22 protein-coding genes are annotated in these 25590 nt (G+C 51.4%); 12 read left to right on the top strand and 10 right to left on the bottom strand.

The genetic code is table 11. From position 1 onward, the window contains the following. Positions 1-79 precede the first annotated feature (79 nt). The 7 genes from HZU75_RS04725 (at position 80) to HZU75_RS04695 (ending at position 8711) form a co-directional block, all read left to right on the top strand. A complete protein-coding gene (locus HZU75_RS04725; RefSeq protein WP_180308022.1) occupies positions 80-1390 on the top strand; it encodes an ABC transporter substrate-binding protein in 1311 nt (436 codons plus the stop codon). Continuing rightward, positions 1387-2103 (top strand): response regulator, encoded by a 717-nt coding sequence (locus HZU75_RS04720; RefSeq protein ID WP_180308021.1) that lies wholly within the window; start codon positions 1387-1389, stop codon positions 2101-2103. Before HZU75_RS04725 ends, HZU75_RS04720 begins: the two co-directional genes overlap by 4 nt. Next, positions 2096-3679, top strand: a complete 1584-nt coding sequence (locus HZU75_RS04715; RefSeq protein ID WP_228028195.1) for an ATP-binding protein — start codon at positions 2096-2098, stop codon at positions 3677-3679. Before HZU75_RS04720 ends, HZU75_RS04715 begins: the two co-directional genes overlap by 8 nt. Positions 3680-3840: 161 nt before the next feature. Continuing rightward, on the top strand, positions 3841-4284 hold the full coding sequence (locus HZU75_RS04710; RefSeq protein ID WP_180308020.1) for a hypothetical protein: 444 nt from the start codon (positions 3841-3843) through the stop codon (positions 4282-4284). Between the two features lie 192 nt (positions 4285-4476). Next, positions 4477-5271: a phytanoyl-CoA dioxygenase family protein gene (locus tag HZU75_RS04705; RefSeq protein WP_180308019.1), complete on the top strand. Its 795-nt coding sequence runs from the start codon at positions 4477-4479 to the stop codon at positions 5269-5271. 62 nt (positions 5272-5333) lie between these two features. Beyond that, a complete protein-coding gene (locus HZU75_RS04700) occupies positions 5334-7601 on the top strand; it encodes a glycosyl hydrolase family 18 protein (RefSeq protein WP_180308018.1) in 2268 nt (755 codons plus the stop codon). Between the two features lie 69 nt (positions 7602-7670). Next, positions 7671-8711, top strand: a complete 1041-nt coding sequence (locus HZU75_RS04695) for a GGDEF domain-containing protein (protein ID WP_180308017.1) — start codon at positions 7671-7673, stop codon at positions 8709-8711. Positions 8712-8912: 201 nt separating this feature from the next. Here the strand turns inward: HZU75_RS04695 and HZU75_RS04690 are convergent, their stop codons facing one another. From HZU75_RS04690 to HZU75_RS04670, 5 genes are all read right to left on the bottom strand, one after another. After that, entirely contained in the window at positions 8913-9239 is a 327-nt protein-coding gene (locus tag HZU75_RS04690; protein WP_265575744.1) for a YkgJ family cysteine cluster protein, read from the bottom strand. Between the two features lie 245 nt (positions 9240-9484). Beyond that, positions 9485-11467 (bottom strand): carbohydrate-binding protein, encoded by a 1983-nt coding sequence (locus HZU75_RS04685; RefSeq protein WP_228028193.1) that lies wholly within the window; start codon positions 11465-11467, stop codon positions 9485-9487. Between the two features lie 110 nt (positions 11468-11577). Continuing rightward, positions 11578-12621 carry a polysaccharide deacetylase family protein gene (locus tag HZU75_RS04680; protein ID WP_180308015.1) on the bottom strand — a complete coding sequence of 348 codons (1044 nt, stop codon included), beginning with the start codon at positions 12619-12621 and terminating at the stop codon, positions 11578-11580. A gap of 159 nt (positions 12622-12780) precedes the next feature. Beyond that, positions 12781-13047, bottom strand: coding sequence for an acyl carrier protein (locus HZU75_RS04675; RefSeq protein ID WP_180308014.1), 267 nt, complete (start codon positions 13045-13047; stop codon positions 12781-12783). 2 nt (positions 13048-13049) lie between these two features. Beyond that, entirely contained in the window at positions 13050-14267 is a 1218-nt protein-coding gene (locus tag HZU75_RS04670; protein WP_180308013.1) for an MFS transporter, read from the bottom strand. 178 nt (positions 14268-14445) lie between these two features. Between HZU75_RS04670 and HZU75_RS04665 the strand changes: the two genes are divergently transcribed. After that, positions 14446-15369, top strand: coding sequence for a hypothetical protein (locus tag HZU75_RS04665; protein ID WP_180308012.1), 924 nt, complete (start codon positions 14446-14448; stop codon positions 15367-15369). 246 nt (positions 15370-15615) lie between these two features. On the opposite strand, the gene HZU75_RS04660 is transcribed toward HZU75_RS04665, so the two are convergent. Further along, on the bottom strand, positions 15616-17061 hold the full coding sequence (locus tag HZU75_RS04660) for an NAD-dependent succinate-semialdehyde dehydrogenase (RefSeq protein WP_180308011.1): 1446 nt from the start codon (positions 17059-17061) through the stop codon (positions 15616-15618). Between the two features lie 174 nt (positions 17062-17235). On the opposite strand from HZU75_RS04660, the gene HZU75_RS04655 reads away from it, so the two are divergent. Continuing rightward, the gene (locus HZU75_RS04655) at positions 17236-18000 is read left to right on the top strand and encodes an LOG family protein (RefSeq protein WP_180308010.1); all 765 of its coding nucleotides are present in this window, start codon (positions 17236-17238) and stop codon (positions 17998-18000) included. Between the two features lie 43 nt (positions 18001-18043). Here HZU75_RS04655 and HZU75_RS04650 read toward each other — a convergent pair whose 3' ends face one another. The 3 genes from HZU75_RS04650 to gloB all read right to left on the bottom strand — a co-directional run bounded on the left by HZU75_RS04650 (position 18044) and on the right by gloB (position 23359). Next, complete coding sequence (locus HZU75_RS04650; protein ID WP_180308009.1) at positions 18044-20764, bottom strand: DUF2339 domain-containing protein; 2721 nt, start codon at positions 20762-20764, stop codon at positions 18044-18046. A 131-nt stretch (positions 20765-20895) separates the two neighbouring features. Further along, a complete protein-coding gene (locus HZU75_RS04645) occupies positions 20896-22446 on the bottom strand; it encodes a lytic transglycosylase (protein WP_180308008.1) in 1551 nt (516 codons plus the stop codon). A 163-nt stretch (positions 22447-22609) separates the two neighbouring features. Then, positions 22610-23359: a hydroxyacylglutathione hydrolase gene (gloB, locus tag HZU75_RS04640; RefSeq protein ID WP_180308007.1), complete on the bottom strand. Its 750-nt coding sequence runs from the start codon at positions 23357-23359 to the stop codon at positions 22610-22612. A gap of 24 nt (positions 23360-23383) precedes the next feature. Here gloB and HZU75_RS04635 point away from each other — a divergent pair, with 24 nt between their 5' ends. Then, complete coding sequence (locus tag HZU75_RS04635) at positions 23384-24118, top strand: class I SAM-dependent methyltransferase (RefSeq protein ID WP_180308006.1); 735 nt, start codon at positions 23384-23386, stop codon at positions 24116-24118. Positions 24119-24180: 62 nt separating this feature from the next. Here the strand turns inward: HZU75_RS04635 and HZU75_RS04630 are convergent, their stop codons facing one another. Beyond that, positions 24181-24465 carry a hypothetical protein gene (locus HZU75_RS04630; RefSeq protein ID WP_180308005.1) on the bottom strand — a complete coding sequence of 95 codons (285 nt, stop codon included), beginning with the start codon at positions 24463-24465 and terminating at the stop codon, positions 24181-24183. A 32-nt stretch (positions 24466-24497) separates the two neighbouring features. Here HZU75_RS04630 and rnhA point away from each other — a divergent pair, with 32 nt between their 5' ends. Together rnhA and HZU75_RS04620 are read left to right on the top strand one after the other, a co-directional pair. After that, the gene (rnhA, locus tag HZU75_RS04625) at positions 24498-24926 is read left to right on the top strand and encodes a ribonuclease HI (RefSeq protein WP_180308004.1); all 429 of its coding nucleotides are present in this window, start codon (positions 24498-24500) and stop codon (positions 24924-24926) included. 181 nt (positions 24927-25107) lie between these two features. After that, positions 25108-25314 (top strand): hypothetical protein, encoded by a 207-nt coding sequence (locus HZU75_RS04620; RefSeq protein ID WP_180308003.1) that lies wholly within the window; start codon positions 25108-25110, stop codon positions 25312-25314. The last annotated feature ends 276 nt before the right edge of the window (positions 25315-25590 follow it).

Below are 25590 nucleotides of genomic sequence, written 5' to 3'. Positions count from 1 at the left end.
GCGCCTTGAGCTGTGTTAGGGTTCGGTAAGAGAATGAGATGTTTTTTTACAATTTTCTTCCCTTGCTTACGTTATAGTCATGCCATCTTGGTGGAGTAAACAACAGGTGTTTGAATACAAAGCAAAAATCACTGCCCTAGGCTTACTGTTGTGTACGCAGGCCTACGGTGCCGAATCGGTAGATGTCTTGCATTGGTGGACTTCCGCCAGTGAGCGCGGCGCGGCGCGTTTTTTGCAAAACAAACTGTTGGAAGACAAAATTGAATGGCATGACGCTGCAATCCCCGGTGGTGGTGGCATCGGCGCAATGCGAGTACTAAAAAGTCGCGTACTGGCAGGCAAGCAGCCGTCTGTGGCGCAGCTAATTGGCCCGGCCATTGCCGAATGGGCCGATTTAGGGCTGATCCTTGAGCTGGATAATGTGGCTAAAGCGAATGCCTGGAACAAAACGCTGTCACCTACGGTGCAGCAATTATTGCAGCATCGTGAGCATACCGTTGCGGCCCCTTTGGGGGTGCACCGGATTAATAATCTGTATTACAACGTCAAATTGTTTCGCCAGCTTGGTTTGGCTGAGCCGCGCACGATGGATGATTTCAAGCGCGCTGCACTGCGTTTAGCGGCCGCCAATATTACGCCATTAGGGCAGAGTACCGAAGCGTGGCAAGTGGCCACTTTGTTTGAAACGCTGGTGCTGGCCGAAGGTGGGCCCAGTTTTTATCGCGATTTATTTGTGAATCGTTCCGCCACTGCATATCTAGATCCACGTTTTGCCCGTGCGCTAAATCGGCTGCGCCAGATGCGTGCCTATACCACTTTTGGTAATAACAAAGCGGTGCGCGAGCAAACTTGGACCGAAATCGCCCAGCAATTGGCCAATGGTCAGGTTGGGATGGTGATTATGGGGGATTGGTTTAAAGGTGAATTGCTCACGATGGGGCAAAAACTTGATAGCGATTTTGCGTGTACTACCGTGCCCAATACGCAAAATTATCACCTCTATAGCATTGATACCTTTGTGATGTTTACTGGTGATTACACCCAGCAGGGCGTACAGGAGAAAATGGCGCAAATGATGCTGTCACCAGCGGTCCAACAAGGCTATAACCGCATCAAGGGTTCGGTGCCGGTGTTGCGTGATTTGGATCGTAAAGCAGTGGCGGCGCTCGATCGCTGTGCCGCTAGCTCATGGCAAACGTTTAACCGTGGTAAGCAGGTGCAAGCGCCTAGCCTGGTGCATCGCATGGCTACTGATGAAAAATTTAAAGACGCCATCGTGGCGCAAATCCAGAAGTTCTATCTCGATGACAGTATTAGCGTGTCTGACAATCAGCAGCGCATGTCGGCGATGGTTAGGGCGCTCAATATTCAAGAAGGAAATAATGAATGACGCGGAAAATTCTGATCGTCGATGATGACCAAAAAACGCGCATGCTGCTCAAGGCCTACCTTGAGCGCAATCAGTATGATGTTCGGCTGGCGCATGATGGCGAGAGCTTTCATCAGGAGTTCGAGCGTTTTCGCGATGAGTTGAGCTTGGTGATTCTGGATGTCATGCTGCCCGATACTGATGGCTTTGTGCTCTGTCAGGCGGTACGCAAGCAATGCAATGTGCCTATCATTATGCTCACCGCCAGCTCGGATGATACCGATCGGATTGTGGGGCTGGAATTGGGCGCGGATGATTACATTGCCAAACCGTACAACCCACGCGAGCTGTTGGCGCGCATTAAAGCGATTCATCGGCGTGCTGGTTTGGATAACACCAATACCGGCGGGCGCTATTACCGCTTTGTGGGCTTTACGCTTGATACAGTTGAGCGCACCTTGCAGTCTCCGAGTGGCGACTCGGTCAAACTCACCGGGCTGGATTTCCAGCTGTTGAAGTTTTTCCTTGAGCATCCAGGGCAAATTCTCGATCGCAGCCAATTGGCCGAAGAAACCCGCGGCCGCGATATTGGCCCGCTGGACCGCTCGCTCGATGTGCAGGTGAGCCGTCTGCGCCAGCGCCTATCCGATAATGGCAAGCAGCCGAGTCTGATTAAAACCGTGCGCGGTGCGGGCTATGTGCTATCGGCTGAGGTGAGCCTGAGTAATGTCTGAGCCCCGTGTAACGGCGGCCATGTTTGAGGCCGGGCAGGAGCTAGCTAGCCCTAAAACCAAACCGTCAGCTTGGCGCAATTGGATGGGGCGGCAAGCTGATCGCTGGTTGTGGCGCTGGATTGGGCGCCGAGCGCCACGCTGGTTTGAGCGTTTACTTCCCGCCAGCTTGCTAGCACGTTTTCTGTTGGTGATGACACTGGGGGTATTAGCCTCTCAGCTACTAGGCAACTTGATTTGGGCGACATACCTCAAGGGAAAATCCGAGCAGGAAGTGCGGCAGGCATCATTGCATGTCGCTGCTGGCGCAATTAGCGCGATTCAGTACTTTCATAGCTTGCCGCTCAATTATCGCCAACTGGTGATCGAGCAAATGCGGGAAATGGGCGGGACGCGTTTTTTTATCAGCGCCAATAATGCCGAAGTAAAACTCCAGAGTATTGATCGCAATCCATTGGCAGATGTGGTCTTGCAGGCAATACATCATGATGTAATTGGGCGTTTGCCGCAGTTGTATGCCTTAAAAGTCAGTTTTGCCTGGCCGGATCAATTGGCAGTAAATAACGCCGGCACGTTCATTAGTGAGCTGCCCGATCATTGGATCAAAAACACCTTACTGATCCAGCCACGACCCGCGCCGATTCTAGTGATTCAGGCGCAAATTGAACCCGGGCAATGGCTGTATCTGGCGACGTTGATGCCAGACCCCTTCTTTCTGGAAAATAGCGATCCACTTCCGCCGGAGCGCTGGCTACTACAATTTGTGACCTTGCTAACCGTCTTACTGCTGAGCTGGGTGGTTGCTCGGTGGATTACGGGGCCGCTGGCTGCGCTATCGAATGCTGCCGAGGCGTTTGGTAAAGGCGAGTCGCCGATTCTGCCCGAAACCGGCAGCGTAGAATTTGTTCGCACCGCGCAGGCGTTTGCCGCGATGCGCGAGCGTATTGTGCGCTATCTGGAAGATCGCGAAAAACTCTTCACTGCGATCAGCCACGATTTGCGCACGCCGATTACGCGGCTGAAACTACGCACCGAAATGCTGGATGATGACGCGACGCGCGCCGAGTTTCACGAAGACCTCGACGAGCTCGATATGATGGTCAAAGGCGCGCTGCAAAGCGTGCGCGATAGCGATATTCACGAAAATCACACCTCGATTAGTCTGGATGCGATGCTCGGGCGGATGGTACGCGATGCGCGTTTAGCCGGGCATGAAGTGGCCTTTACCCGTTGTGGCTTGCGGGTGCAGGGCAAGCCGCTGGCGCTTAAACGTGCAATCGGCAATTTGCTGGATAATGCGCTGTATTATGGCCGCAGTGCGGAAATCAGTGTCTTTGAGGGGGTCGGCAAGCGTGTCATTGTGATACGTGACCACGGCCCGGGTGTACCGGAAGAAGCGCTGGAAACCTTGTTTGATCCTTATGTGCGATTGGAGCACGGCCGCCACAGTAATAGTCATGGTCACGGGCTGGGTCTTGGCATTGCTCGCAATATTATCCAGGCCCACGGTGGTGAGTTGTTGCTAAGTAACCACCCGGAAGGGGGTTTGCAAGCGATGATTACTTTGCCAGGTGTTTAAGGAATAATCGGGCAAATGTTGTGGCTGCATGTCTATGGCAACGGGATGTTTGAGTGTGCTTAGTAACTTGCTTATGGTCTGTTTTTACTTGAAACTGGCGTGATGTATTGGTTGGTATTTACTCCTCAATCTCAAATCAATATTTCTAATGTGGAGTTATCATGAAGAAATCTCTCTTAGCAATTTGCATGGTCACCGCCTTGCTTGCGGCGACTGTTCATGCGGACCCTCGGGTGCCCGATGACATGATGCGTGGGCGAAGCTCTCAGTATCAAGAGGGGTTTCGCGATGGTTTTCGCGAAGCGGTACGGATGATGGGCGGCGGCAATAATAATGATTCAGGTGGCGGCTGGTCGTCTTCTGGACGTGGCCTCAGAATAAATTCGGCTACTTATGGTAATTACAACCGAACCTGTGATTTTACCGAAGCGTTAGCGCGCGAAGCAGAAGGGCGTTCAAGTTATACCTTTACTGCCCACGATGATTGGTGCGGTAATCCTGCGCCTGGTAAACCAAAAAATGCGCGGATTGATTACAGTTGCAGAGGCCGTGATTACAGTGAATCAGTAAACTCGGGTTCGAGTAAGACCTTACGTTGCAATTAAGTACGGCGCCATTGATTCGCTAAAGCAACCGTAAAACCCAAATCAATAAAAAAGCCGCATAGTTTTACTGCGGCTTTTTTATTGGGGGTAAGCCGCGCTTTGCTACACCCAAGCCAAACTGGCGCTTTCCCTAGATACACTTTTCATTGCGCAATACAGTACAATCATCTTCCAATATTTGGATTGATGCTTGTGTCGATTACTTCTTTTGCCGATTTTAGCGATTTGAATGCAATTGCGACCGCGTTTGGCCGTGATGGTGTTGTGGTCTTGCGTGGGTTTGCACCAGCAGAACAAGTTGCGGCGATACGCGCCGAAGCGATGCGCCAGCTCGAATTGCGCTTGCCCCCCTTAGAGTTGGAGGCTGAATTGGGTTATCCCGGCGCCCCCAAATCAAGTGATGAGCAAGGCGGCGCCACAATTCGGCGTTTGCGTGGCATGGCCGCTCGCGATGCGGTGTTCCTGAATTGGGCAGGGCAGCATAATTTATTGCAATTGATAGCTCGATTGATCAGCAGTGCTGACATCACATTGACGCAGGCGCATCACAATAGTCTGATGACCAAACAGCCCAGTTTCAGTAGTGATACCTTGTGGCACCGAGATGTACGCTATTGGCGTTTTGCGCGGCCAGAGTTGGTTTCAAGCTGGTTGGCGCTGGGTGACGAATCGCCTGCCAATGGTGGATTGGGATTTATTGCAGGCTCGCACCTAGCGAGCTTTCCGGATACTGCGTTTGATGAGCGCGAGTTTTTGCTACCTGAGCATCCGGCAGCAGCACCGTGGGTGAGTCAAGCCGAGTTTCCTACCCTAGTAGCGGGTGATGTGGTGCTGTTTGATGCACGTACTTTTCATGCGGCTAGCCGAAATAGTACGGCCAACACCAAATACTCATTGGTCTTTAGTTATCATGCCCGTGACAATTTGCCACAGTTGGGCAGCCGTTCTGCCAGTCTGTCGGGCATTTCATGGTCAATCGAGCGATAAACTTGTAAGCTACCCCTCAAATCACGGCACACCGATAAAAAAGATCGTGATTAGGAGGAGTGATGCGCAAGGTACTCATTTTATGCGCGTTTTTTAGCCTGCTGGCGCTGCCCGTGCAGGCTGCTAAACGCGTGTTTGCTTATTATCCGTTTTGGGTTAGCTATAGCCAGACCAAGGCGATGGCTGATTTGCCGCTGTCTCGGCTCGATCAGCTAACCTATTCATTTGCAGTGTTTGACGCACAAGGCCAGCTACAGGCTGGTGATGCGTTTGCCGATCTTAATAAACCCTACACACAAGCCGATGGCACTTTGTTGCGAGGCAATTATGCCTTGCTTAAATCACTGAAGCCGCACTATCCACAGCTAAAAACCGTGTTGGCGGTGGGCGGCTGGAATTATTCCACCCATTTTTCGAGCGTATTGGCTGATCCGGTTTTACGGCGTACGGCGGTGCAATCGACGCTACAATTTTTACAACGGCATGGCTTCGATGGCATTGAGGTGGATTGGCGCTATCCGGGCGGCGGTGGCCGCGATGGCAATTCCGCGGGCCCGCAAGATGGCGAAAATCTATTGCGGTTTGTTGCCGAGCTACGTGCCGCGCAGCCCAAATTGATTATTGGCGTTAGCGCGGGGATGCAGCCTGCGCAACTCGAACAAGTTCCCTGGCAAAAACTGGCTGCGCAGTGTGATTATGTGATGCTGTTAGCTACTGATCTGGTCGGAGCTTGGAGCCCAAAAACTTCGCATAAATCCCCGTTGTATATGCCTGAAGGCAAATTAAGTATTGATCTAGCAGTGGATACCCTGCTGGGTATGGGGTTGCCTGCCAAACAATTGGCGGTGATGATTCCTAGTCAGGGGGTGAGTTTCAATGGCGTAAAAGCGCAGAATAATGGCTTTGGCCAGCCGCATGGCGGTGTGAGTATGGGCTCGTGGGATAACGCGCAAACCGGCCCAACCGGGGTGTTTGGGCAAGATGAAATAGCGGCGCTCAAGCAAGGCCAAGGTTTTGTGGAATATTGGGATGAGGTAGCGCAGGCCAACTATTTTTATAGCCCAACCCGGCAGCAATTTATCAGCATTGAAACCCCACGGGCCTTGGCTGCCAAATTGGCCTACGTCAACCAGCGCGATTTATTGGGGCTGGGTTTGTGGGAGATTACCAGTGATGCCAGTGCCAATAGTTTATTACGGCAAATTGAACGCGAAATCCATCCGATTCGCGCGTTGCAACATGACGTAGATTTATGGTGGCAACATCACCCCGCGTGGGTGGAGCTGGCTCTAGGCGCATTGCTGGCTTTGCTGCTACTGCTGGGGGTTGGCTCTGTCGTTGTGGCGCACCGCCGACGTCAACAAGAGCAATTGCAATGGCTCAATGTTCGGCAGGTGAAAGATCTCGTCGAAGATTTGCCGGTGCAATTAGCTCAGTTAATGCATCTTAAGCAAGCGGCCCCGGCGGTGTTTGATACTCGCTGGCATGATTTACACGAGGCCAGTGACCGGATCGCTTGGCAGTTCAATGTGCTACAACCCCGGGCGGTTGAACTGCGGGTTGTTGAGCCGCCAGCTTCCTTCTCGGCACCAGCCGATCCGCAGCTTGCCGCGCCACGTGTTTCTCCTGCGCCCGATATTAGTCGGGTCGTGGCATTTAGCCAGTTCAGTCAGCGCCTGGCCGAGCAGCGCAGCTTGGAAAAAATGCTGGAAGTGACCATGCAATTTTTAGCAAATGATCCGCTAGTGCATGCGACCGAGTTACTTCAGCTGGATGAGCAATTATCTGCATCTGAGTCACATTCAGCGCCACCGGATTATCCCGCGCAGCAGCTCAATACGGAGCTGGATGATTATCAGCTCAAAATCCAATTTCACTCGCAGCTCACCGAGGCTGATCGTAGTTATTTTCAGAGTGTGCTGGATCAGTTGCATCGAGTTAGGCATTCCTTGTATGAGCTAGGGCGCCAGCCACAATTGCTGTCCGAATTATATGAAATCGCCTCGCGGCGCGATAAATTGCAATTTATCCGCGCAGAAAAAGGTTATAGCGCCATTGTGGCGCAAGACCTCCGAGCGCCAAGCTATATCACTTTGCGCTTGCGGGCGATTCGTTTGTACTTTGATGACAGCTTATTAATTCAGGTACATCGCTCGTATTTGATCAACCCGAAAAAAGTTCGCGCGGCACAAAAACGCGGGCGCGAAGGCTGGTGCGTGTTGATTGCAGATGAAGTGATACCAATTGCCCGCCAGTATTTACCACGGATTCGGCAGGATTTTCCGCATTGGTTTGTGCAATACGATTCCGTTGAGCTGGCCCGCAGTTAATCAAAGTTTGCTGCTAAGCTTTGCGGTGACTATGGTGAGAGTCGGTATCTCTATCGAAACGCTCTGCATATGTCGCTTACCTCTAAATCACCGCAGGATCTAGTGCAATCTTTGGCCGAGTTTACCGGGCTGATTGATCGTGACGATCTGGCTGTCAGTATGTGCCTCACCTTATTTGAGATGCTGCCTTGCGTTTCATTGCGGTTTTATCGCACTTTAAGCGGGCCCAAGCAGCGCCGTTTAGGATTATTGGTTGAGTTTGATGAAAACGGGATCCGGCAACATTCGGCCGAAAGTTTGAATAACCCAGATTCAGTTCAGGAGCATGAGGTTGATCCGCTACTGCACGGAGCCTTGGTTTCTGAAAGCGCCTTACAAATGGATGCCAATGGCAGCCGAGTTATTTTAGGGTTGCATCGACAAACTGAGGTGTATGCCTTGTTGGATTTACGCCTGAGTAAAGGGCTGGTGCCATCGGATTTCCGAATGTTGCAAGGCATGGCGCGTATTTATGAAAACCACATCGCCCTGCTCGATTATGGTGAAACCGATACTTTAACGGGGTTACTTAATCGTAAAACCTTGGAGCGGCAGTTTTTCAAGATTGTCACCGCCTTGCAAAACCTTCCCGGTGTGCAGCCACTCAAGGCAGGGCGACGGCAAGAAAATGGGATGGCGTACTATTTTTTGGTGGTGCTGGATATCGACCATTTCAAGCGCATCAATGACCGCTTAGGCCATTTATATGGCGATGAAGTATTGCTGATTATGGCGCAATTGATGCGCGGTTGCTTTCGAGCCAATGATCGTTTGTTTCGCTTCGGTGGTGAGGAGTTTGTGATTATCTTGGGCCCACAAACTCGGGATGGCGCACTGCTGGCACTGGAGCGCTTTCGCAAAAAAGTTGAACGCCATCATTTCCCTCAAATCGGCCAAGTGACCATTAGTGGTGGAATTACCGATATTCGGCCTTATGAAGTGTTGAGTATTACGCTTGGGCGTGCGGATTTGGCGCTCTATGCCGCCAAAGAGGGTGGGCGTAACCAGATGGTGTTTTACGATACCTTGCCGCAAAGCGATATTGAGAGTGGTGGGGAAGAATTATTCTAATAATTTGTGATATTTGAATTGCTCATCAATCGCAAACTCGGCCGCCATATGGCGGCCGCATTATTTGAAGAAGCCATGTCAGTCAACCCCAAGTGCTAGCCAAGCGCCCAATTTTTAGACGACAGGGGTAAGAAAACCTCAATAAAGAACTGGGTATATTGCTAGGGGTAAATATAGTATTGGCTTTGCAGGCAATACTGGCTAGCGTTTTTGGTTGTAGGCACAGTAGCCTGGTCGTGGCCCCACTTGTGGATGTTTGCGGCAGGTATTAGGGCGGTTTTCGTAAATTGTACAAAGGCGCGTGTTGGCATCGAGATAGATGCAGTCATTATTGCTGCGGCGCGCCAGCGTGTAGATTTCGTTTTTGAAATTGAAATGCTCAATAATGCGGGCTTTCATCAGGCGTTTCGCGATGTTTTTGGCCGGCTCAACGGCGTCAAATTCATCGACCACGCCCATGCGGATTAAATCGACGATTTTGACTTCTACGGGCATCGTACAGCAGCTGCCGACACAATCGGAGCACAGCCCGTTGTAATATTTAACCCAAGTTTCCGTGCGACCTAAATCAGTGACGGTAATGACGTTGCGTTTCTTGATGGTAACCACAGCAATTTGGCCAAGCGGCGTATTTCAATCAGAGGCGCAGGTTAGCACAGTGTCGGAAATGAAAAAATCCCCTCACGCTCAATGGCATATTAAGCGTGAGGGGCAATGCTCAAGCGTGTGCTTGTACAGCCCTGTTACTGGCGCAGTAGCAGGGCGGGGAAAGTTTACGGCATAAAGTAGGCAAAACTCACTGCGCCAGCAAGTGGATCGGCGGTCACAAAGTAAGTCTCGTTGGCACCTTTTTTCACAACTAACGCTTTGCCATTTTGTTGCGCGCTCAAACCACCACCTTGGTAGATGGCTTTCACTTGCAGCGTGATTGGTGTCGCGTATTTTTTACATTCCGCCGCGCTGGTGTCAAAACTCACTGAAGACAGTGGCGTTACGCTCGGCACGATCAATTTGCAGAAGTCACGTGCATAGCGATACTTGATCACATTCGATGGGGTATCCATCCACAGCTCACCGGCATCGACTTTGGCTTTGGCGTAGTCGAGGTGTTTGGTGTAGCGATCAAGCGGAATTGTTTCGTAATAGCCAGTATCCACGCTGTGCGAAGTACGCGTTGCCCAGCCGCCTTGGTTGATGGCCGCATCAATGTGCAGATTCAAGATCTCGCTACCCATTGGATACAGCGACCATTTGCCATCGGCGGTGAACAAGTCCCACTTGATGCGATACGGATTATCAAAGTTGGCTGGGTTCACGCCGGCTGGCATCGTCGTGTAATCAACGGCATTGTTTGGGCCAGAGCCATCGACCAAGTGTGTTGCACGCCCGCCAATGAAGTTAGGCTGCGCTTTCAGGAACTCGATCGCTTTTGTCGATGCCACATCACCCGGCCAGATAAAGTAGCTCGGCTTGTAACCATCAAGTTTGGCGGCCATATCCGCTGTTGCGCCGTTCATTTCCGTTTCTAGGCTGGCATCTGGAATATACGGATTCGGGTGGCTACGGCTGTGGCTAACGATTTCATGGCCATGCGCCATAAACTCTTTCGCTGCCGCCCAGTGTTGATCCGAGCAATTGCTGGTGATCATGCCAAAGCTGGCGACGAGGCCGCGCTTGGTCAACTCCGGATCAATAATCTTGATATACGGATCGTTGGCGTAATACATCGAGCAGTAATCGTCGTGCACCAAGGAATACGCGCCTTTCGCGCCATTTTTCCATGTGCTCACTTGAACCGAACTCACCGCACCTGAGCCGTTAGGGGTGGCGCTTGGGGTTGGGCTTGGTGAAGCTGTGATCACTGGCGTGGCAGTTGGACTTGGGCTTGGCGTTGCTGACGGTGTTGGGCTCGGAGTCGTATTGCAGAGAGGGACGCACGGCGTCGGCAAAGGCGTGGCGGTCGGGCTGGCCGTTGGCGTTGGGGTTACAAGCAGACCCAGATCTTTCCATGGCCCCCACTGATCGGCCGCATTCGGCGTTTGGCCTTGCGTCCACCATTTGGCTTCGAAAGCACGGCCGTTGTACGCGACACGCTGACCCGTGGTGTACGCGACCTTGCTATCCCAGCTCGGGTAGCTTGAAATCGGTGTTGGATTAGGCGTTGGCGGCACATCGCTAATGATATTCACGGTGATGCTGGCTGAGCGTGTTTGCAAGCCTTGATTATCTGTTGCGATCGCGTACATCACCTTTTGGCTACCCGCCTGACACGTTGGGCTATTGGCCACGGTTAGCTCATACGGTGCGCTCGTTTTGCTGCCGACGAGGGCGTTGTCGACAAAGAATTCAACCTTGCTCACGCTGCCATCACTATCACTGGCCGTGGCATTGAGAACGAATGGAGTCAGGCAGCTAACGCTGGTATTGGTGCTAAAACTAATACTTGGGGCTTGATTGCCCATTGGCGTGGCAGATGGGGTTGGCGTTGGCTGTGAGCCAGAGATCAGTTTCCACGGCCCCCATTCACCCGATTCGGCCGGGTTATTGCCTTGCGTCCACCAGCGTGCTTCATAGATTGCACCGTTGTAGCTAACCCGCTGTGCGGTGTTGTAGACCGTGCTGCTATTCCAGCTGGCATAGCTCGGGGTGCTGCTTGGCGTTGGGGGCAGGGTTAAAGCGTGAGCAGTGTTGGCCATAAACCCAGCACTGGTGATCAGCGCGATCACCAGTGCTTGGTTCAGTTGCTTGGATTGCATATTCTCCATCCTTTTATTTGATTTGAGTGTTCCGCTACCGGCATCAGAGTCACTCATCATTGGGTATTGCCCGGTAAGTTATTTGGGTTATGCTCTAGCGGCATATACCCTTATTTTATTTTCACCTCGCCAAGCAGTGGGTTGACGCTCAAGCGGGCAGTTTTTTTATCTAAGAGCTGGCTGGTGAGGGTTTTACCTTGTTGGGTAAAAATGCCTTGCTGTTGTTCGTCGAGCTTGATGTCAACGGTAATGGGGCTGGCGTAGCGTTTGCAGCGCGCATCACTGGTATCGGCTTTGATGGTGTCGCCGCTTAATTGCAAAGGGCAGTATTGGCGCGTCATCTGGTAGCGCAAAATATCACTGGGGCCCGCTACCCACAGCTCTCCCGATTTGACCTTAGCGGCGAGAAAGTCGGCATAGGCGGTGTACTGATCGACTGGTACCGATTCCCAAGACGCATCGGCGACGCCGTGCATCGTTGCGTATGTCCACACGCCATCATCAATCGCCGCTTGCGCATGCTGAATCAAAATGTTGCCGCGCGCAGGCTTATACAGTGACCATTTGCCATCGCGCCAGTAGCTATCCCATTTAACAAACATCGCTTGTAGATCGTCGGCTTCGTTCACCCCGGCAGCTTTACCATCATAAAGATGCTTGGCCGCACGTACGCCCAGCGTCTCAGGCATTGCTTCCACAAAGGCCTTGGCCTCAGGCGTCGCTAAATCGCTAGGGAAGGCGACAAAATGCATTGTGTAGCCGAGCTTGCTTAGGACTAATTGCTGGGCGCTGACGATTTCTTTGACATTATCCCAGTCACTAATGGGCGCGAGCGAGCCGGGTTCGAGCATGCCGCGATGGGTGAGCGTATGGTTAAACAGCTCATGGCCTTGGCTGATCCGGGTTTTCAGCGTTTGCCACTGTGCATCCGAGCATGAGCCTGCAATCAAGCCAAGGCTGGCTTTGAGGCCACGTTGGTTCAGGATTGGAATGGCGTTTTGCTCGATGCCAGACGTAACAGGGCTGCAATAATCATCGTGCGCAATCGTATGCGCACCCTTGGCGCCACCTTGCCAGGTTTGCACCTGCAAAGTCGCAGCGTGGGCGAAGAGTGGTAGAAACAGCGCGGCAAGCAGATTAAGACGTTTGAACATAACTGGCTCCGAAAAGGAAATGCCACTATGCCGCTAGTCATGACAATTGGGAATTAGCTTGCTTGCTTAATTCATGAATGACGATGAGGTTAAATAATTGTTTTTATAAACAATTGGATAGAGTGGTGTTGTGTGTATCCAGTTTTCACCAATGACGCATTAATCGAGGCCCAGATCATCGATAAAGCGTGCTGAACGATTGATCTTTTTGGCTGGAATTCCAAATTCACCGACCAGAATTTGAACGACGCGCCGATAAATACTGTCTTGACTTGCCACCGCAAAACCATGCGCGGTGAATTGGCATAACTCGATGTACGCACACAGTTGGCCAACGGTAAAAATCTGCGCAGCATCCTGATCCGCGATGTGGATAGCAAATTCTTTTTCAATGCAAATGACTAACTCAACAGTATCTAATCCCATCCTTAGTTGGCTTCACGAATAACCGGCATTTGCAGTGTGAGTATCGCCATCAGCGCAGCCATGATTAAGCCGAAGATTGGCATAATCCAGCCCATTGAAATATGAAATGAAAGCAAGCCCGTTACCATGGCGTATGACAGCGGGGTTAGCCCCATTGAGGCCATGCTGTTTAGGCTCATTACTCGACCAATTTTGTCCTTATCCGAATATTGCTGGATTAGCGACATCATGGGGACATTATTACCTGCTACGCCAAGTCCGATGAGGGCTTGAATTCCAACCGCAACCCACATCCAGTGGGTATGCGCTAGTAAGGCTAATAAGATACCTTCCAGTGCGATGATCACCGTGATCATCAGCAAGCGTTTTTTGCTAGGCGGATACATGGTCAGTAACACCCCGCCGACGACCATGCCTGCAGCAAAAGCACTTTGCAGAAACGATAAGGTTGCCGGTTGTCCATTCAGATTGTCGGTCACAATGATGGGGATGCCCAAAGCCAATGGCCCCATAAAGAGCAAATTTGCCGCCGCATAAATGAGCATTAAGGCCCGTAAAACTGGGGTTTGAATGGCGTATTGCACTCCTTCTTTCAGCTCGGTCAGCATGGTGCTACCCGCGTGCCGTATTTTGGCTGTAAAAGGCTCGTTAATTAGACCGATGCAACCTGTAGCCAGTGCCAGCATGATGCCGGTCAGGCTGAAAATCATTTCGTAGCTCAGCGTGGCGAGTAGTACACCGCCAAGCACAGGGCCAAATACCAAGCCGACTTGGTTGGTGGTGAGCATAATCGAGTTGGCGCGTGTCAGGTCTTGTTCGGGCACGATGGCGGGAATTAAAGCGTCGCGTGCTGGCCAGAAAAAGGCATCAAGTGCGCCATACAGAAAGGCAAACGCGGTCAGTGCCCAAATATCTAGCCGACCAAGCGCCAGCAGGCCAACCAAGCCAAATAGCATTAATACACGGGTGCCCAGCGAAACTAAAATGATACGACTACGCCGCATCCGATCTGCCAGTACGCCTCCCACCGCCATTAAAGCAATGCGCGGTACTGAGCCCGCAATCATCACCAAGCCCAGTTGCTCTTTGGCCCCCAAGGTTTTGACCACAAACCAAGTTTCGGCCAGCATGGCAACGGCCAAGGCAAAATTGCCCACCACGGAGGCGAGCCAAAGCAAGATGAAATTGCGGTTTTTAAATAAGGCGGGTGTGGCGCTCATGGGGCGGTCTCGTACAGCAATGACGCTATGATAGGCACTCTAAATCACGCTGAATAGCATTGCTGACAAATTACCAAATCACTGCACAATTTTGCTGTGGGCTAGTTTGTAGGCGAATGGCGCGGACTACAGTAAGATAGCCTGATAACTAAAGCCCATTGAATGGACGGAGACGGAAGTGAATACAAAATTAATCTCAATGATGCTGGCTGCGTGTCTAGCCGGCAGTGCCTGGGCAGGGGAAGCCTTGGTGCAAAATGCTATCGAAAAAAATGATTACACGCTGGCCTTTGCCGTTGCCAAAGCGGATGTCACCGACGGTAGTGCCACCGATATCACCCGTATGTTGCTGGCCCAAATGTATATGCAGGGTAAAGGTACTGCGGTTGATGCTGCGGCAGCGAAAGAGTTACTCAACCCATTAGTGGCAAAAAAAATTCCTGAAGCACAATTTATGCTGGCTGGTTTATTGCAAACCGAGGCTTTGGCAGGTATGAAAACAGCGGATGGACAATTGGATTTACCACGTTACAGCCAACTAGCCAAACGTAGTTTGGCTGAACGCGAAAACGAGCGCTATGCTGCCGAGTTGGTTTATCAGGCGGCACAACAGGGTTTCAAGATGGCGATCGACGCAGTTTGTGCTGATTTGGATAATAGCGTGGTGGGGCTCAGCACCAGTGAGCGTGCCAAGTGGTATCGTCAATGCGATAAAGAAAGCTGGGCTAAGGCGGTTGAAATGGGGCAAAGTTTGGTGCCACTGAATATGCGCCGTGAAGTATTGCGCGACCCTGTGGTGGGGGAAGCTTACAATCGTGCCGCAATCAAAGCCCAGTGTCTGGATGAAAATATCAAGCCGGTTGATTTTAAAGTGAGCAAGCCCGTTAGCGGTGGGCAATATCTGACTTTGAAGCTGGATAAGCCTTTGCCGTACAAAATGGTCAGTGGCCAATGGCAGGAAATCTGGATCGGGCAGGCCTGTGGGCAGAAATTTGGCCTGCCGCTGCTGTTTAAAGCTGACGGAATGGGGCGTGCAACATTCGCACCCGATGTACCGCCTGAAGAGTTGGAATCTCTGATTAAAGCGGCATTGCCAAAGTAAGCTTACTCCCGCAATGGTCGTATTGAGCTGTCAAATTGGTTTCAGGTCTTTTACTGATGGGGCAATTGCTTATTTGAGGATGGATCTAGTCTGGGTACAGTGACGCATCGAATCGCGCTGCAGCTATATCGCTGTTGTGTGATGGTTGAGCCTTGATTTAACCCAGTCTTTAACGGTGCGGCCTTAGCCGCACTGTATGCAGACTCCATCCTCTGCCGCACTTGGCGCAAGCCAGTGCGGATTTTTTTATGCTGCGCCGACGCATAAATATTTAAGCTCAAGATACTCGTCAATGCCGTATTTTGACCCTTCACGCCCCAATCCCGATTGCTTGATGCCGCCAAACGGCGCAACTTCATTACTAATCAAGCCCGTGTTAATGCCGACCATACCAGCCTCAATGGCTTCCGCCACCCGGAAGGTGCGGTTTAAATCGCGGGTGTAAATATAGGCCGCTAGGCCGTATTCGGTTTGATTCGCCAGCCGGATAGCCTCGTCCTCGTCGTGAAAACGGACCAGAGCAGCTACGGGGCCGAAGGTTTCTTCACAGTTGATCAAGGCGTCGCGGGGTACTTCTGTGAGTAGTGTTGGGGTAAAAAACGTGCCACCCAAAGCGTGTCTTTGCCCGCCGCAGACAAGTTTAGCTCCCCGCGCCACGGCATCGGCAATATGTGCTTCGACTTTATGGATGGCTTGGGTATCAATCAATGGGCCAATCTGTGTATGGTCTTCATGACCATACCCCACTTTTAGTGCACTGATTGCTGCGGCAAATTGTTGAGCAAATTCATCGTAGATTTCATCAGCAATCAGGAAACGGTTTGCACAGACGCAGGTTTGCCCGGCATTGCGAAATTTGCTGGCCAGCGCGCCATCTACTGCAGCCGACAGATCGGCATCAGCAAATACAATAAATGGCGCATTGCCACCCAATTCCAGCGAGAGCTTTTTGATACTGGGTGCGGATCCAGCCATTAATTCGCGGCCCGTTTCAGTTGAGCCGGTAAATGAAATTTTACGGATGGTCTCATTGGCGGCCAGCAGTGCCCCCATTTCCCGCCCAGAGCCTGTAATGATATTGAGTACCCCCGCGGGGATGCCGGCTTGCTGTGCTAATTCGCCCAGCGCAAGGGCTGTGAGTGGCGTTTGCGATGCCGGTTTGACCAGCATCGTGCAGCCCGCAGCCAAGGCAGGGGCCACTTTGCGGGTGATCATGGCGGCCGGGAAATTCCACGGCGTGATGGCGGCGCAGACACCAATGGGCTGTTTAAGAGTCAAAATCCGCTGCCCTGCTTGCGGATGCGGCATGATATCGCCATAAACGCGCTTTGCTTCTTCAGCAAACCACTCGATAAAGCTGGCCGCATAAGCAATCTCACCGCGCGCTTCGGTTAAGGGTTTTCCTTGCTCGGCGGTCATAATATGGGCCAGATCTTCTTGATTAAGCATAATCAGCTCGTACCAGCGTCGTAAAAGCTGGCTGCGCGTTTTTGCGCTGAGTGCGCGCCATGATGGCTGTACCGAATGGGCGGCAGCAATGGCAGCTTCGAGCTCCATTGCACCCATTTTTGGAACTTGCGCAATCATTTGCCCAGTCGCTGGGTTATGGACGGCAATGGTCTGGGCGCTGCTTAGCCACTGACCATTGATTAAGCAGCTTTGGCGCAATAAAAGCGGGTTATTTAATTGCATACGGGGCAGCCAGCAAGACAAAGAAATTGATTTTAGCGTATTTGATCGCACGGCTTATGGCTTGAATATTCACATTTAGCCGGGCAAATTGTGTGGCTGACTATACAAGCCACTAGTTTTACGCCTAAGCTGATAGCGTCGCACTGGACAATACAAGAACAACAAGGGGCTATCATGATTAACGCTTATAACAAACCAATCGGTGTCATTGACGACGAAGAAGCATTAGATATTGTAGGTGAAGCCGTCCTCAAGCTATGGGACGCAGTGGATGATTTATCCCGTTTGCGCCCGGCGCATACGCCTGATTATCACGTTACTATTTTTGGTTCCGCGCGGATTGAAGAAAATACACCGCGCTATGAAGCGGTAAAGCAATTGGCGGCACAGCTGGCGGCGATGGGTTGCCATATTGTGACTGGTGGTGGCCCTGGCTTGATGCAGGCCGCCAATGAAGGGGCAAGCCAAGGCGCGCCGAATAAGCCAGAGGCTTCAGTAGGGATCCGGATCGATCTCGACTTTGAGCAAAATGTGAATGATTTTGTGGGGCGCGTGTTCGAACACAAAACCTTCTTCTCCCGCTTGCATCATTTTATTTTGCGCTCCAATGCGTTTATTGTGACTTCAGGCGGAATTGGGACTTTGCTTGAGTTGTCGATGGTGTGGCAGCTCTTGCAAGTGCGTAAACTCTACGATACGCCGCTGATCTTGGTCGGTGAAATGTGGCATGAGCTGGTTGATTGGGCGCAGCATTATATGGTCAATAATGAGGCGGGTCTGGCTAGCCCAGTGGATATGCAAATTCCAATTGTGGTGGATACCATCGAAGATGCAATTCATCTGATTCGCGAGCACCATGCGCGCTGGAAAGAAGTCGATCGGCAATTAAAACCCACCCGAACTTCCCCCCCCGTTAAGCCAATTGGCCGCACAATATAAAAGCCACCGCAAGGTGGCTTTTATATTGAACATAGAATTGCACTTAGGCCTCTTCGCTAGCCGAATCGTCGGGCGGGATTGGGGCAAAATAGCCAATCAGCAGCAGCAAAATACCGACCCCCATAAACGAGCCGATCCGCTCAATGCCGCTGATGTGCGACAGATCCAGCATAAATAGTTTGATGACGACCACCCCGAGCAATGTGGCGCCAAGTAACCACACGCTGCGGATTACTTGGCGAGTGGCTAGCAGCATGAGCGCCAAAGCGATGATAGTCCAAAAGATCGACAAGCTCATTTGTACTAACGTTGATTGCCTTAATGCATCAAAGGTGTACAGCACCCCGTATTGATGATGAATACTGCGCAATAACATGGCATTGAGCCAAACAAAAATAGCGCAGCCCGCGATAGCCCATAACCAACGGGGTGGTGATGCAAGGTTTAGCTCTGCAAGTGTGTGTTTTAGCCAGAAGCCCAAGGCAACTAAGGTAACGAGTTGGGCTAGATCCAGTGCGTTTAACACCGGCAAAGCCGATTCGCCGCCCGAGAGCGCTGAGTAAAAGCCCCATACCAATAATAAAAGCGCCATCGGAGCTGTGCCGTACACCCAATATGCCCGCCAGTGTGCTTTGATTGGCCAGGGTAGATATTTCACCGCCGCGACTGCGGCGCTGCCGAGCGCAGCAAAGGCCGCCAATCTAGATACTGGACTATGTATATGCTGGCTTGCTAGGTAGCTTAATTCATTGATGAATATACCCCAGCTTAGCCAGCTGGCGATGACATGTTGCCAAGTCTCGCAGGCAGATTCGGATTGATCTTGCTGGAATAACAAGGCAAATAGGCTTACCCAAGCCACAGGCCAAGCCCATAAGCTAAATAAATGTGTAAATTGCGTATATTGAGCCGCGACCAGCAGCAGTAATACCGGGCCCAAAGCCATGGCCACCACTTGGGCATTGCGCCAGAGTCGATGCACCGCTAACTGCTGGAAAATACCTGCGGTGAGCGCAATCAGCAGAAGTTCGGCATTGGGCTTGGCATCGCCGGCGAGAAACAGGTCGATTTCATCCCAGTGGGCTTTTGCCCACCAGAGTAAACCCCAAGCCCCTAACAACCAGCCAAACTGGCTGAGCAGTGGTTTAAGCGGCCAATCGCTTTGCTTTTCATGTAATTGCCAAGCGCAAAATAAACCGCTGAGCGCCAGCAATAAGCTGGCAAGATAAACGCCATTAAGTAATGGCAGCTCGGTGTAATACGGGCTGGCCATACTCACCGCCAAACCGGCGGCAAATTGCAGTAACAGGCCAAAACTCAAGGCAAGTCGGCGTTGTTGTCGCACGCTAACCCAGAGCACCCCAGCGCCTTCCACCGCCCACATTGCGGCAGTAACATTACCATCAAAAGCCAAGGGAATCGCCAAGGTAGCCAGCAAAATACCCATTGCTAGCTGTGCTTCGGTAAACAATTTCAGCTTATCGTTGCGACGTGCATACAAGCAAGCAGCCAGCCCCAGATAGAAAGCGGCACCGATTAGTGCGCTGTAGCACATACCATATTCGAAGCCTTTCATGAGTTGCGATTGCAGGGCCAAGGTTACCATCGGGGTGCCAAATACTAGGGTGCCATCGACAATGGAGCGGAATGAATGGCTACGCTTGATGGCATACAAGGTACTGATCCCGGCAAAGAACAACCAGAACAGCACTACAAATGGTTGTGTGCTACCCCTGAGTTCGCTGCGGTAATCAAATACCCCCCAGAGCGTTGCGATCAGATAGGTAAAGATGAAACCCAGTAGATTGAGCGAGCGCCAAGCCTTGAACCAAGCAATGCCAAAAATCCCCGCATTGAGCACCGCGAAATAACTGAATAGCATGACATGGCTGCCGCTGCCATCACTGGTGAGTATGGGGGCGAGAAAACCGCCAAAAATCCCGGTAACGGCCAAGGCGCTGGCATCTTGGCGGATCGACAACACCGCCGCCGCAACGCCGAGCAGGGCAAGTAAGATAAAGGCCCAGCTAGTCGGAAGCAGATGATAGATCTTCATGGCGCCGTAGATGGTGAAATACAGCAGGCCCAAAGCGCCACCTTGCATGATTAAGGCGTAGCTACGCCGAGTTTCGCGCAGACGCCAGCCCACGCTGAAAATCACCACGGCGCCAAGGCACAAACCAGCCAGTCGCAGTTCGATAGGTAGTAGCTGATTATCGGCGGCGAATTTCAGCAAAAAGCTCACACCAAAAAATAGAATCAGCATCCCGAGGCGCACGACGGTATTGCCGCCAAACAACCAGCTTTGTGCCGCACTAAATGCTTGCTCAATCAGATTGGGCTCTGGTGCTGGGCGAGTAGGGCGCCGGACAGCAGGTTTAGGTGTGACAAATTCGGGTGTTGTCGTCGCTTGGTTGTGTGCCGCCGGCGTGAGCACCGCTTCGGTTTGCTCTGCAGTCGGTGCTGGGTTTGTTGGTACCGGGCTAGTTTCAAGCCCGCCCGCCACGCTGTTCGCATGTTTAACATTGCCGGTTTTGAGTTGTGCAACCTCATTTTCCAGTTGCGTCACTCGTTGTTTTAAGAGTTGTAATTCTTGCGCCACGCTGTTGACTGGGCGGCGTACCGGGGGGGGACTTTCGCTGCTGCGCTGATCCAGCCAGCGGCCGAGCAAAAAACCGGCAACCGCGCATAAAACCCCAAATTTTAGTTCAAAGACTTCCCAGCCATAACCTAAGCCGATGATTGCCAAGATCCATCGTATCATTGCAACTCCTTCCGAGAATTCGGCTGGGTATTGGTCCAGATCTAATGATTGGTAAGCTCTGGTGGGTAATACCCTTAATAAAAACGCCGCTCACTGTGGCAGTGGAGCGGCGTTTTTGGGTTTTGGGGCGATTAATTCATCACAAGCGTCATGCCCGGTGTAATGGGCTTGCGATTCATTTTTTTCAAATCGATCAGATCAATATTGAGCTTTTTGGCAATTGAAGCCAGTGTATCGCCGCGCTTAACAATATAGGATTTGGGTTGGGCGCTGGCATTGCCGACACGTAGGGTGTCGCCGAGCGCTACTTGCGTGCCTTTCAGCTCATTCATGGCTTTAAGCTCGGCTACCGTTAGGTAGTAGCGTTTGGCGATATTAAACAATGTGTCGCCTTTGGCCACTTTATGCTCACGGCCAGCTTTGGCGCCATTATTTTTCGCAGAGGCCAGTACCGGTTTGGGCTGATCTTTTTCACCAGTATCAATTGCTTCGGCCTCGCGGTTTTTATGCAGGGCGGCCAGTGTTTGGCGCTCAGACACGTCGAGTCCAGCAACCTTGGGGACCAAAATAGTTTGCCCGCGCGCGACGCGATCATTGGCGGCAATATCGTTGATATCACGTAATTCGGCCGCATCAATGCCAAAAGTGGTGGCTAAAGCATCAAAGTTTTCGCCCGATTTGGTGACATAAGGCTGCCAATTGAGCAGCGGTTGTTCATAGTTGGCCAGATTGCGTTCAAAGATGTCTTTCTTGTCGATAGGCAAGACCAGCTTGCGCTCGTCTTTGTGGGCAATAACAGGGCGGATAAAGCCCGGATTCAGGCGCAATAATTCTTCCACGCTAATTCCTGCCAATTTGGCAGCCACCGATACATCCATGTGTTTACCGGGCTGTAGCGTGGTGAAATAAGGTTGGTTCGGAATGTCGCGTAATTTCACGCCATAGGCGGCCGGGTCAGCAATAATATTGCGAATGGCCAGTAATTTGGGAACGTAGTTGCGGGTTTCATCCGGCATTTTTAGATCAACATAAGCAGTGGGCAGGCCCGCTGCCGTATTTTTGTCGATGGCACGTTTTACCGCATTTTCGCCCCAATTGTACGATGCCAACGCTAGCTGCCAGTCATCAAACATGCCATGAATATCTTGTAGGTAAGACAAGGCTGCATCGGTGGCGGCAACGACATCACGGCGGCCGTCATACCACCAGGTGCGCTCTAGGCCATAACGCTTGCCGGTAGCGGGGATAAATTGCCACATGCCGGCCGCTTTGGCTGGGGATTCGGCTTTGGGGTTGTAGGCCGATTCAATCATCGGCAGCAATGCGAATTCCATCGGCATGCCGCGTTTTTCAACTTCACCAACCACGTGATACAGGTAGCGATTGCTGCGCTCGATAATCCGGTTTAAGTAATCAGGGCGGCTGGCGTAGTAGTTTTCCCATTTAGTGACCAATGGGCTGTCAATATCAGGAATCGCAAAGCCATTGCGCACGCGTACCCATAAGTCGCGTTCTACCAGTGGATCCACATCGTTAAAGAGCTGATTAATGGTAATTTGCGTATTGGCTGGTAGATTAGGGCTCAGACTGTGTAGCTGGTAATCAAGTTTACCGGCTTCTAAAGCGAAAGCGGGCAGAGCTAAAACGGCGGGGACTAAGATGGCGCACAGGCGATGTTTCATTGGCCCGTTTCCTGATTGATTGCATGAATTGCACGATAGTAAAGGCCGCTTTCCAAGCCTGTCAATCAAGCTGCGCTGATTAATGTCATTCAGGGTCGAAAACGCGGTGTTTTGGTGACAGATTTTGCAAAAATCGTGCTTTAGATCAGATGTTTACCGCTACTTAGCGAAAATTATTCTTCCATTCTCGTAAGCTGGCAAACACCTGCGCTGGGCTATTGGCATTAGGGTTATGTTGTTGCGCCATTTTTATCACTGCGGGCTCGTTGCAACGTAAAAAAGGATTGCTTGCCAATTCGATGGACAAGGTTGAAGGTAAGCTAAATTGCTCGGCGGCTCTTAGCTGGGCAACTTCAGCGGCGCGTGATTGTAATGCGGTGTTTTCTGGTTCAATCGTCAAAGCAAATTGCAAATTACTCATGGTGTATTCGTGCGTGCAGCACACTAAAGTCTGGCTGGGTAACTGGCTGAGCGTTTGCAAGCTTTGATACATTTGCGCCATGCTGCCTTCAAATACTCGACCGCAGCCACCAGAAAATAGCGTGTCACCAGAAAATAAAGCGCCAGCTCCGTAATAACACAGATGATCAAGGGTATGCCCTGGGGTGGCCAGTACCCTGAAATTTTCACCGAGCAGCGTTAAACTTTCACCGCCCAGCAAAGGTCTATTAATGTATCGAATAGCGGCTGGTCCATAAATCGGCAGACCATCCTGCGCCAAATCGGCTAATCCAGCGGTATGATCAGCATGATGGTGGGTAATTAAAATCCCCGCCAGCGTGCAGTGTTGTGCGCTGAGCCAAGCCTGTAATGGTGCAGCATCACCGGGATCAACGGCGATCACCTTGTGGTTTTGCTCTAGTACCCAAATATAATTATCGGTAAAGATCGGTATGGCGCTGATTTTGAGCATGGCTTTACTATCCTTGGATGGCTTATGACTGCAGCTGTTGAACATTTTGCCGCGTGGTTGGCGACTCCGCTAGGTCAATATTTGCGCGATAGCGAAGCGGCGTGGTTTGATCGCACAACGGTAGATATTTTTGGCTACAAAGCCATGCAGCTGGAGCTGCCGCAACTCGATTGTTTGCGCGCCAACCGGATGCCCTGGCGCTGTATCGCCGGGCGAGCTGCTGGTACGCAGCTCAAATGTGTCGCAGAAGCTTTACCATTCGCTGAGCAAAGTCTTGATTTGCTGGTGCTGCCGCATACGCTCGATTTTGCCAGCGATCCACACGCGGTATTGCGTGAAGCTGAACGGGTCATGATGCCGGAAGGGCGAGTGTTGATCACCGGCTTTAATCCATGGAGTTTGTGGGGGCTACGGCGGCTCAAAGCCAATGATGTGCCATGGCAAGGGCATTTTCTGGCGCTGCATCGGCTTAAAGATTGGCTAGCATTGCTCGATTTGCAATTGGTACGCGGGGAGTTTCTCTGCTACCGGCCTCCCATGCAGCGTAAAGGTTGGCTCGATAAAAGCCGTTTTCTGGAGCAAGCAGGCGATAAGTTATGGCCGGGCGGTGGCGGGGTGTATTGCCTTGATGTTGTGAAGCGTGTGCGTGGTATGAATGTGATCGAGCCTGACTGGAGCCAGGTTGTCGTGCCTAAACGTAGCGCCGCAGCAGTGGTAGAAAAAATGCGGCTGCAGTCCGAAAAAGATCGTTGCAAGTAAATTTATAGAGTATTGCTCGGTAAGCCTTGATAGGTAAGATTCTTGGCTATATACCATTGCGCTTATTTGTCGCATTGCTTGGCCGTATCGAGCATGCTTTTCAGTAGTTTGCTACCTTCGTCGCGATTTTTGGTAGGAATCCGCAGATCGTGCCCGCTACCCAAATTGCCTCCCCCATAACTAATTTGCAGTTCTTCATCGTTCTGCACAATAAACTGTACGACGGTCAGATTAATAAATCGCTCTGATTTTGCTTCTGTGCTGGGTATTTTCCACGGGCAAAAAGGACTGGCGAGGCTGTGGGTGGCCGCGCTTGCGAGTAAAATAGCCAAAATAGTCTTGCGCATTGCCGTGCCCCAATTGAATAGAGAGTTTGTTGATGGTTGAAATTTATACTGATGGTGCCTGCAAAGGCAATCCTGGCCCTGGTGGCTGGGGGGCTTTTTTGCGCTATGGGGCACATGAAAAAGACCTATTTGGCGGCGAGGCACATACCACCAACAATCGAATGGAGTTGCTTGCCGTCATCTCGGCGTTGAAAGCGCTCACTCGGAGTTGTGAAGTTACGATTCATACTGATTCACAATACGTCAAAAATGGCATTGAAACGTGGATTCACGGTTGGAAGAAAAACGGCTGGAAAACTGCCGCGAAGCAGCCCGTAAAAAATGAGGATCTATGGCGTGCGCTGGATGAGCAAGTGGCGCGGCATACCGTCCAGTGGCGTTGGGTCAAGGGCCATGCCGGTAATCCGGGCAATGAGCGCGCGGACCAGTTGGCTAATCAAGGCGTTGAATCGGTGCTCTAATGCCCCGCTAGTTTAATCTATTCTTCATTTTCAGCTGACACTGGCTCGATATACTCAATTTGAACGCTTCGGCATGGCAGGGCGTTCAGTCTTATCCATAAGCATCCGATATCTATATTTAAGTAGCTGCAATCTGCTCAATGTCGTCGTGAGTTAGAAATACTCAAGGGGAGGGCTGAACATGATTACTTATACCAATTCACTCGAAGACTGGCTAGAGCTCACATTGCTGGTGGCCCAAATGCCCGAAGGGGCTGATTGGGTGTTGGCAATTGGTGAACAAGATCGACAATCGGGTTTGGCGCTAGGCTATGGCCGACGTTTGTTAGAAGCTACCATCCGTAATGGGCAGTTTTATTTCGCGGATCTAGAAACGCCAGAGTCATGATCGGATACGCTGAAATGAAAAAGGCCTCAGCGTTTGCTGAGGCCTTTACTTTTGTGGGGTGGCTGATGGGGCTCGAACCCACGACAACAGGAATCACAATCCGGTAAATTCGGTGTTTATTAGTGTTGATTGAGGTTGAAATTATTTGGATTAAGTCTATATAAATCAACGATTGCAACTGATTTTGGTTACAAGTATCCTATGATTGTTGTTGATCTATTTTGATCAAATCGGGTTACAAATGGGTTACACGGCGAGCCGTGTAACTGCCATAGG

The sequence above is a fragment of the Chitinibacter fontanus genome (assembly GCF_013423785.1).
GTDB lineage: Bacteria > Pseudomonadota > Gammaproteobacteria > Burkholderiales > Chitinibacteraceae > Chitinibacter > Chitinibacter fontanus.
The sequence above is the reverse complement of the archived record's forward strand: the minus strand, read 5'-3'. Positions and strand labels throughout refer to the sequence as shown.

What these genes read in the sequence shown, in the direction of transcription:
- HZU75_RS04725 (WP_180308022.1), top strand. Translation starts at nt 80, where the DNA reads ATGCCATCTTGGTGGAGTAAACAACAGGTGTTTGAATACAAAGCAAAA.
- HZU75_RS04720 (WP_180308021.1), top strand. Translation starts at nt 1,387, where the DNA reads ATGACGCGGAAAATTCTGATCGTCGATGATGACCAAAAAACGCGCATG.
- HZU75_RS04715 (WP_228028195.1), top strand. Translation starts at nt 2,096, where the DNA reads ATGTCTGAGCCCCGTGTAACGGCGGCCATGTTTGAGGCCGGGCAGGAG.
- HZU75_RS04710 (WP_180308020.1), top strand. Translation starts at nt 3,841, where the DNA reads ATGAAGAAATCTCTCTTAGCAATTTGCATGGTCACCGCCTTGCTTGCG.
- HZU75_RS04700 (WP_180308018.1), top strand. Translation starts at nt 5,334, where the DNA reads ATGCGCAAGGTACTCATTTTATGCGCGTTTTTTAGCCTGCTGGCGCTG.
- HZU75_RS04695 (WP_180308017.1), top strand. Translation starts at nt 7,671, where the DNA reads ATGTCGCTTACCTCTAAATCACCGCAGGATCTAGTGCAATCTTTGGCC.
- HZU75_RS04685 (WP_228028193.1), bottom strand. Translation starts at nt 11,467, where the DNA reads ATGCAATCCAAGCAACTGAACCAAGCACTGGTGATCGCGCTGATCACC.
- HZU75_RS04680 (WP_180308015.1), bottom strand. Translation starts at nt 12,621, where the DNA reads ATGTTCAAACGTCTTAATCTGCTTGCCGCGCTGTTTCTACCACTCTTC.
- HZU75_RS04675 (WP_180308014.1), bottom strand. Translation starts at nt 13,047, where the DNA reads ATGGGATTAGATACTGTTGAGTTAGTCATTTGCATTGAAAAAGAATTT.
- HZU75_RS04670 (WP_180308013.1), bottom strand. Translation starts at nt 14,267, where the DNA reads ATGAGCGCCACACCCGCCTTATTTAAAAACCGCAATTTCATCTTGCTT.
- HZU75_RS04660 (WP_180308011.1), bottom strand. Translation starts at nt 17,061, where the DNA reads ATGCAATTAAATAACCCGCTTTTATTGCGCCAAAGCTGCTTAATCAAT.
- HZU75_RS04655 (WP_180308010.1), top strand. Translation starts at nt 17,236, where the DNA reads ATGATTAACGCTTATAACAAACCAATCGGTGTCATTGACGACGAAGAA.
- HZU75_RS04650 (WP_180308009.1), bottom strand. Translation starts at nt 20,764, where the DNA reads ATGATACGATGGATCTTGGCAATCATCGGCTTAGGTTATGGCTGGGAA.
- HZU75_RS04645 (WP_180308008.1), bottom strand. Translation starts at nt 22,446, where the DNA reads ATGAAACATCGCCTGTGCGCCATCTTAGTCCCCGCCGTTTTAGCTCTG.
- gloB (WP_180308007.1), bottom strand. Translation starts at nt 23,359, where the DNA reads ATGCTCAAAATCAGCGCCATACCGATCTTTACCGATAATTATATTTGG.
- HZU75_RS04635 (WP_180308006.1), top strand. Translation starts at nt 23,384, where the DNA reads ATGACTGCAGCTGTTGAACATTTTGCCGCGTGGTTGGCGACTCCGCTA.
- HZU75_RS04630 (WP_180308005.1), bottom strand. Translation starts at nt 24,465, where the DNA reads ATGCGCAAGACTATTTTGGCTATTTTACTCGCAAGCGCGGCCACCCAC.
- rnhA (WP_180308004.1), top strand. Translation starts at nt 24,498, where the DNA reads ATGGTTGAAATTTATACTGATGGTGCCTGCAAAGGCAATCCTGGCCCT.
- HZU75_RS04620 (WP_180308003.1), top strand. Translation starts at nt 25,108, where the DNA reads ATGATTACTTATACCAATTCACTCGAAGACTGGCTAGAGCTCACATTG.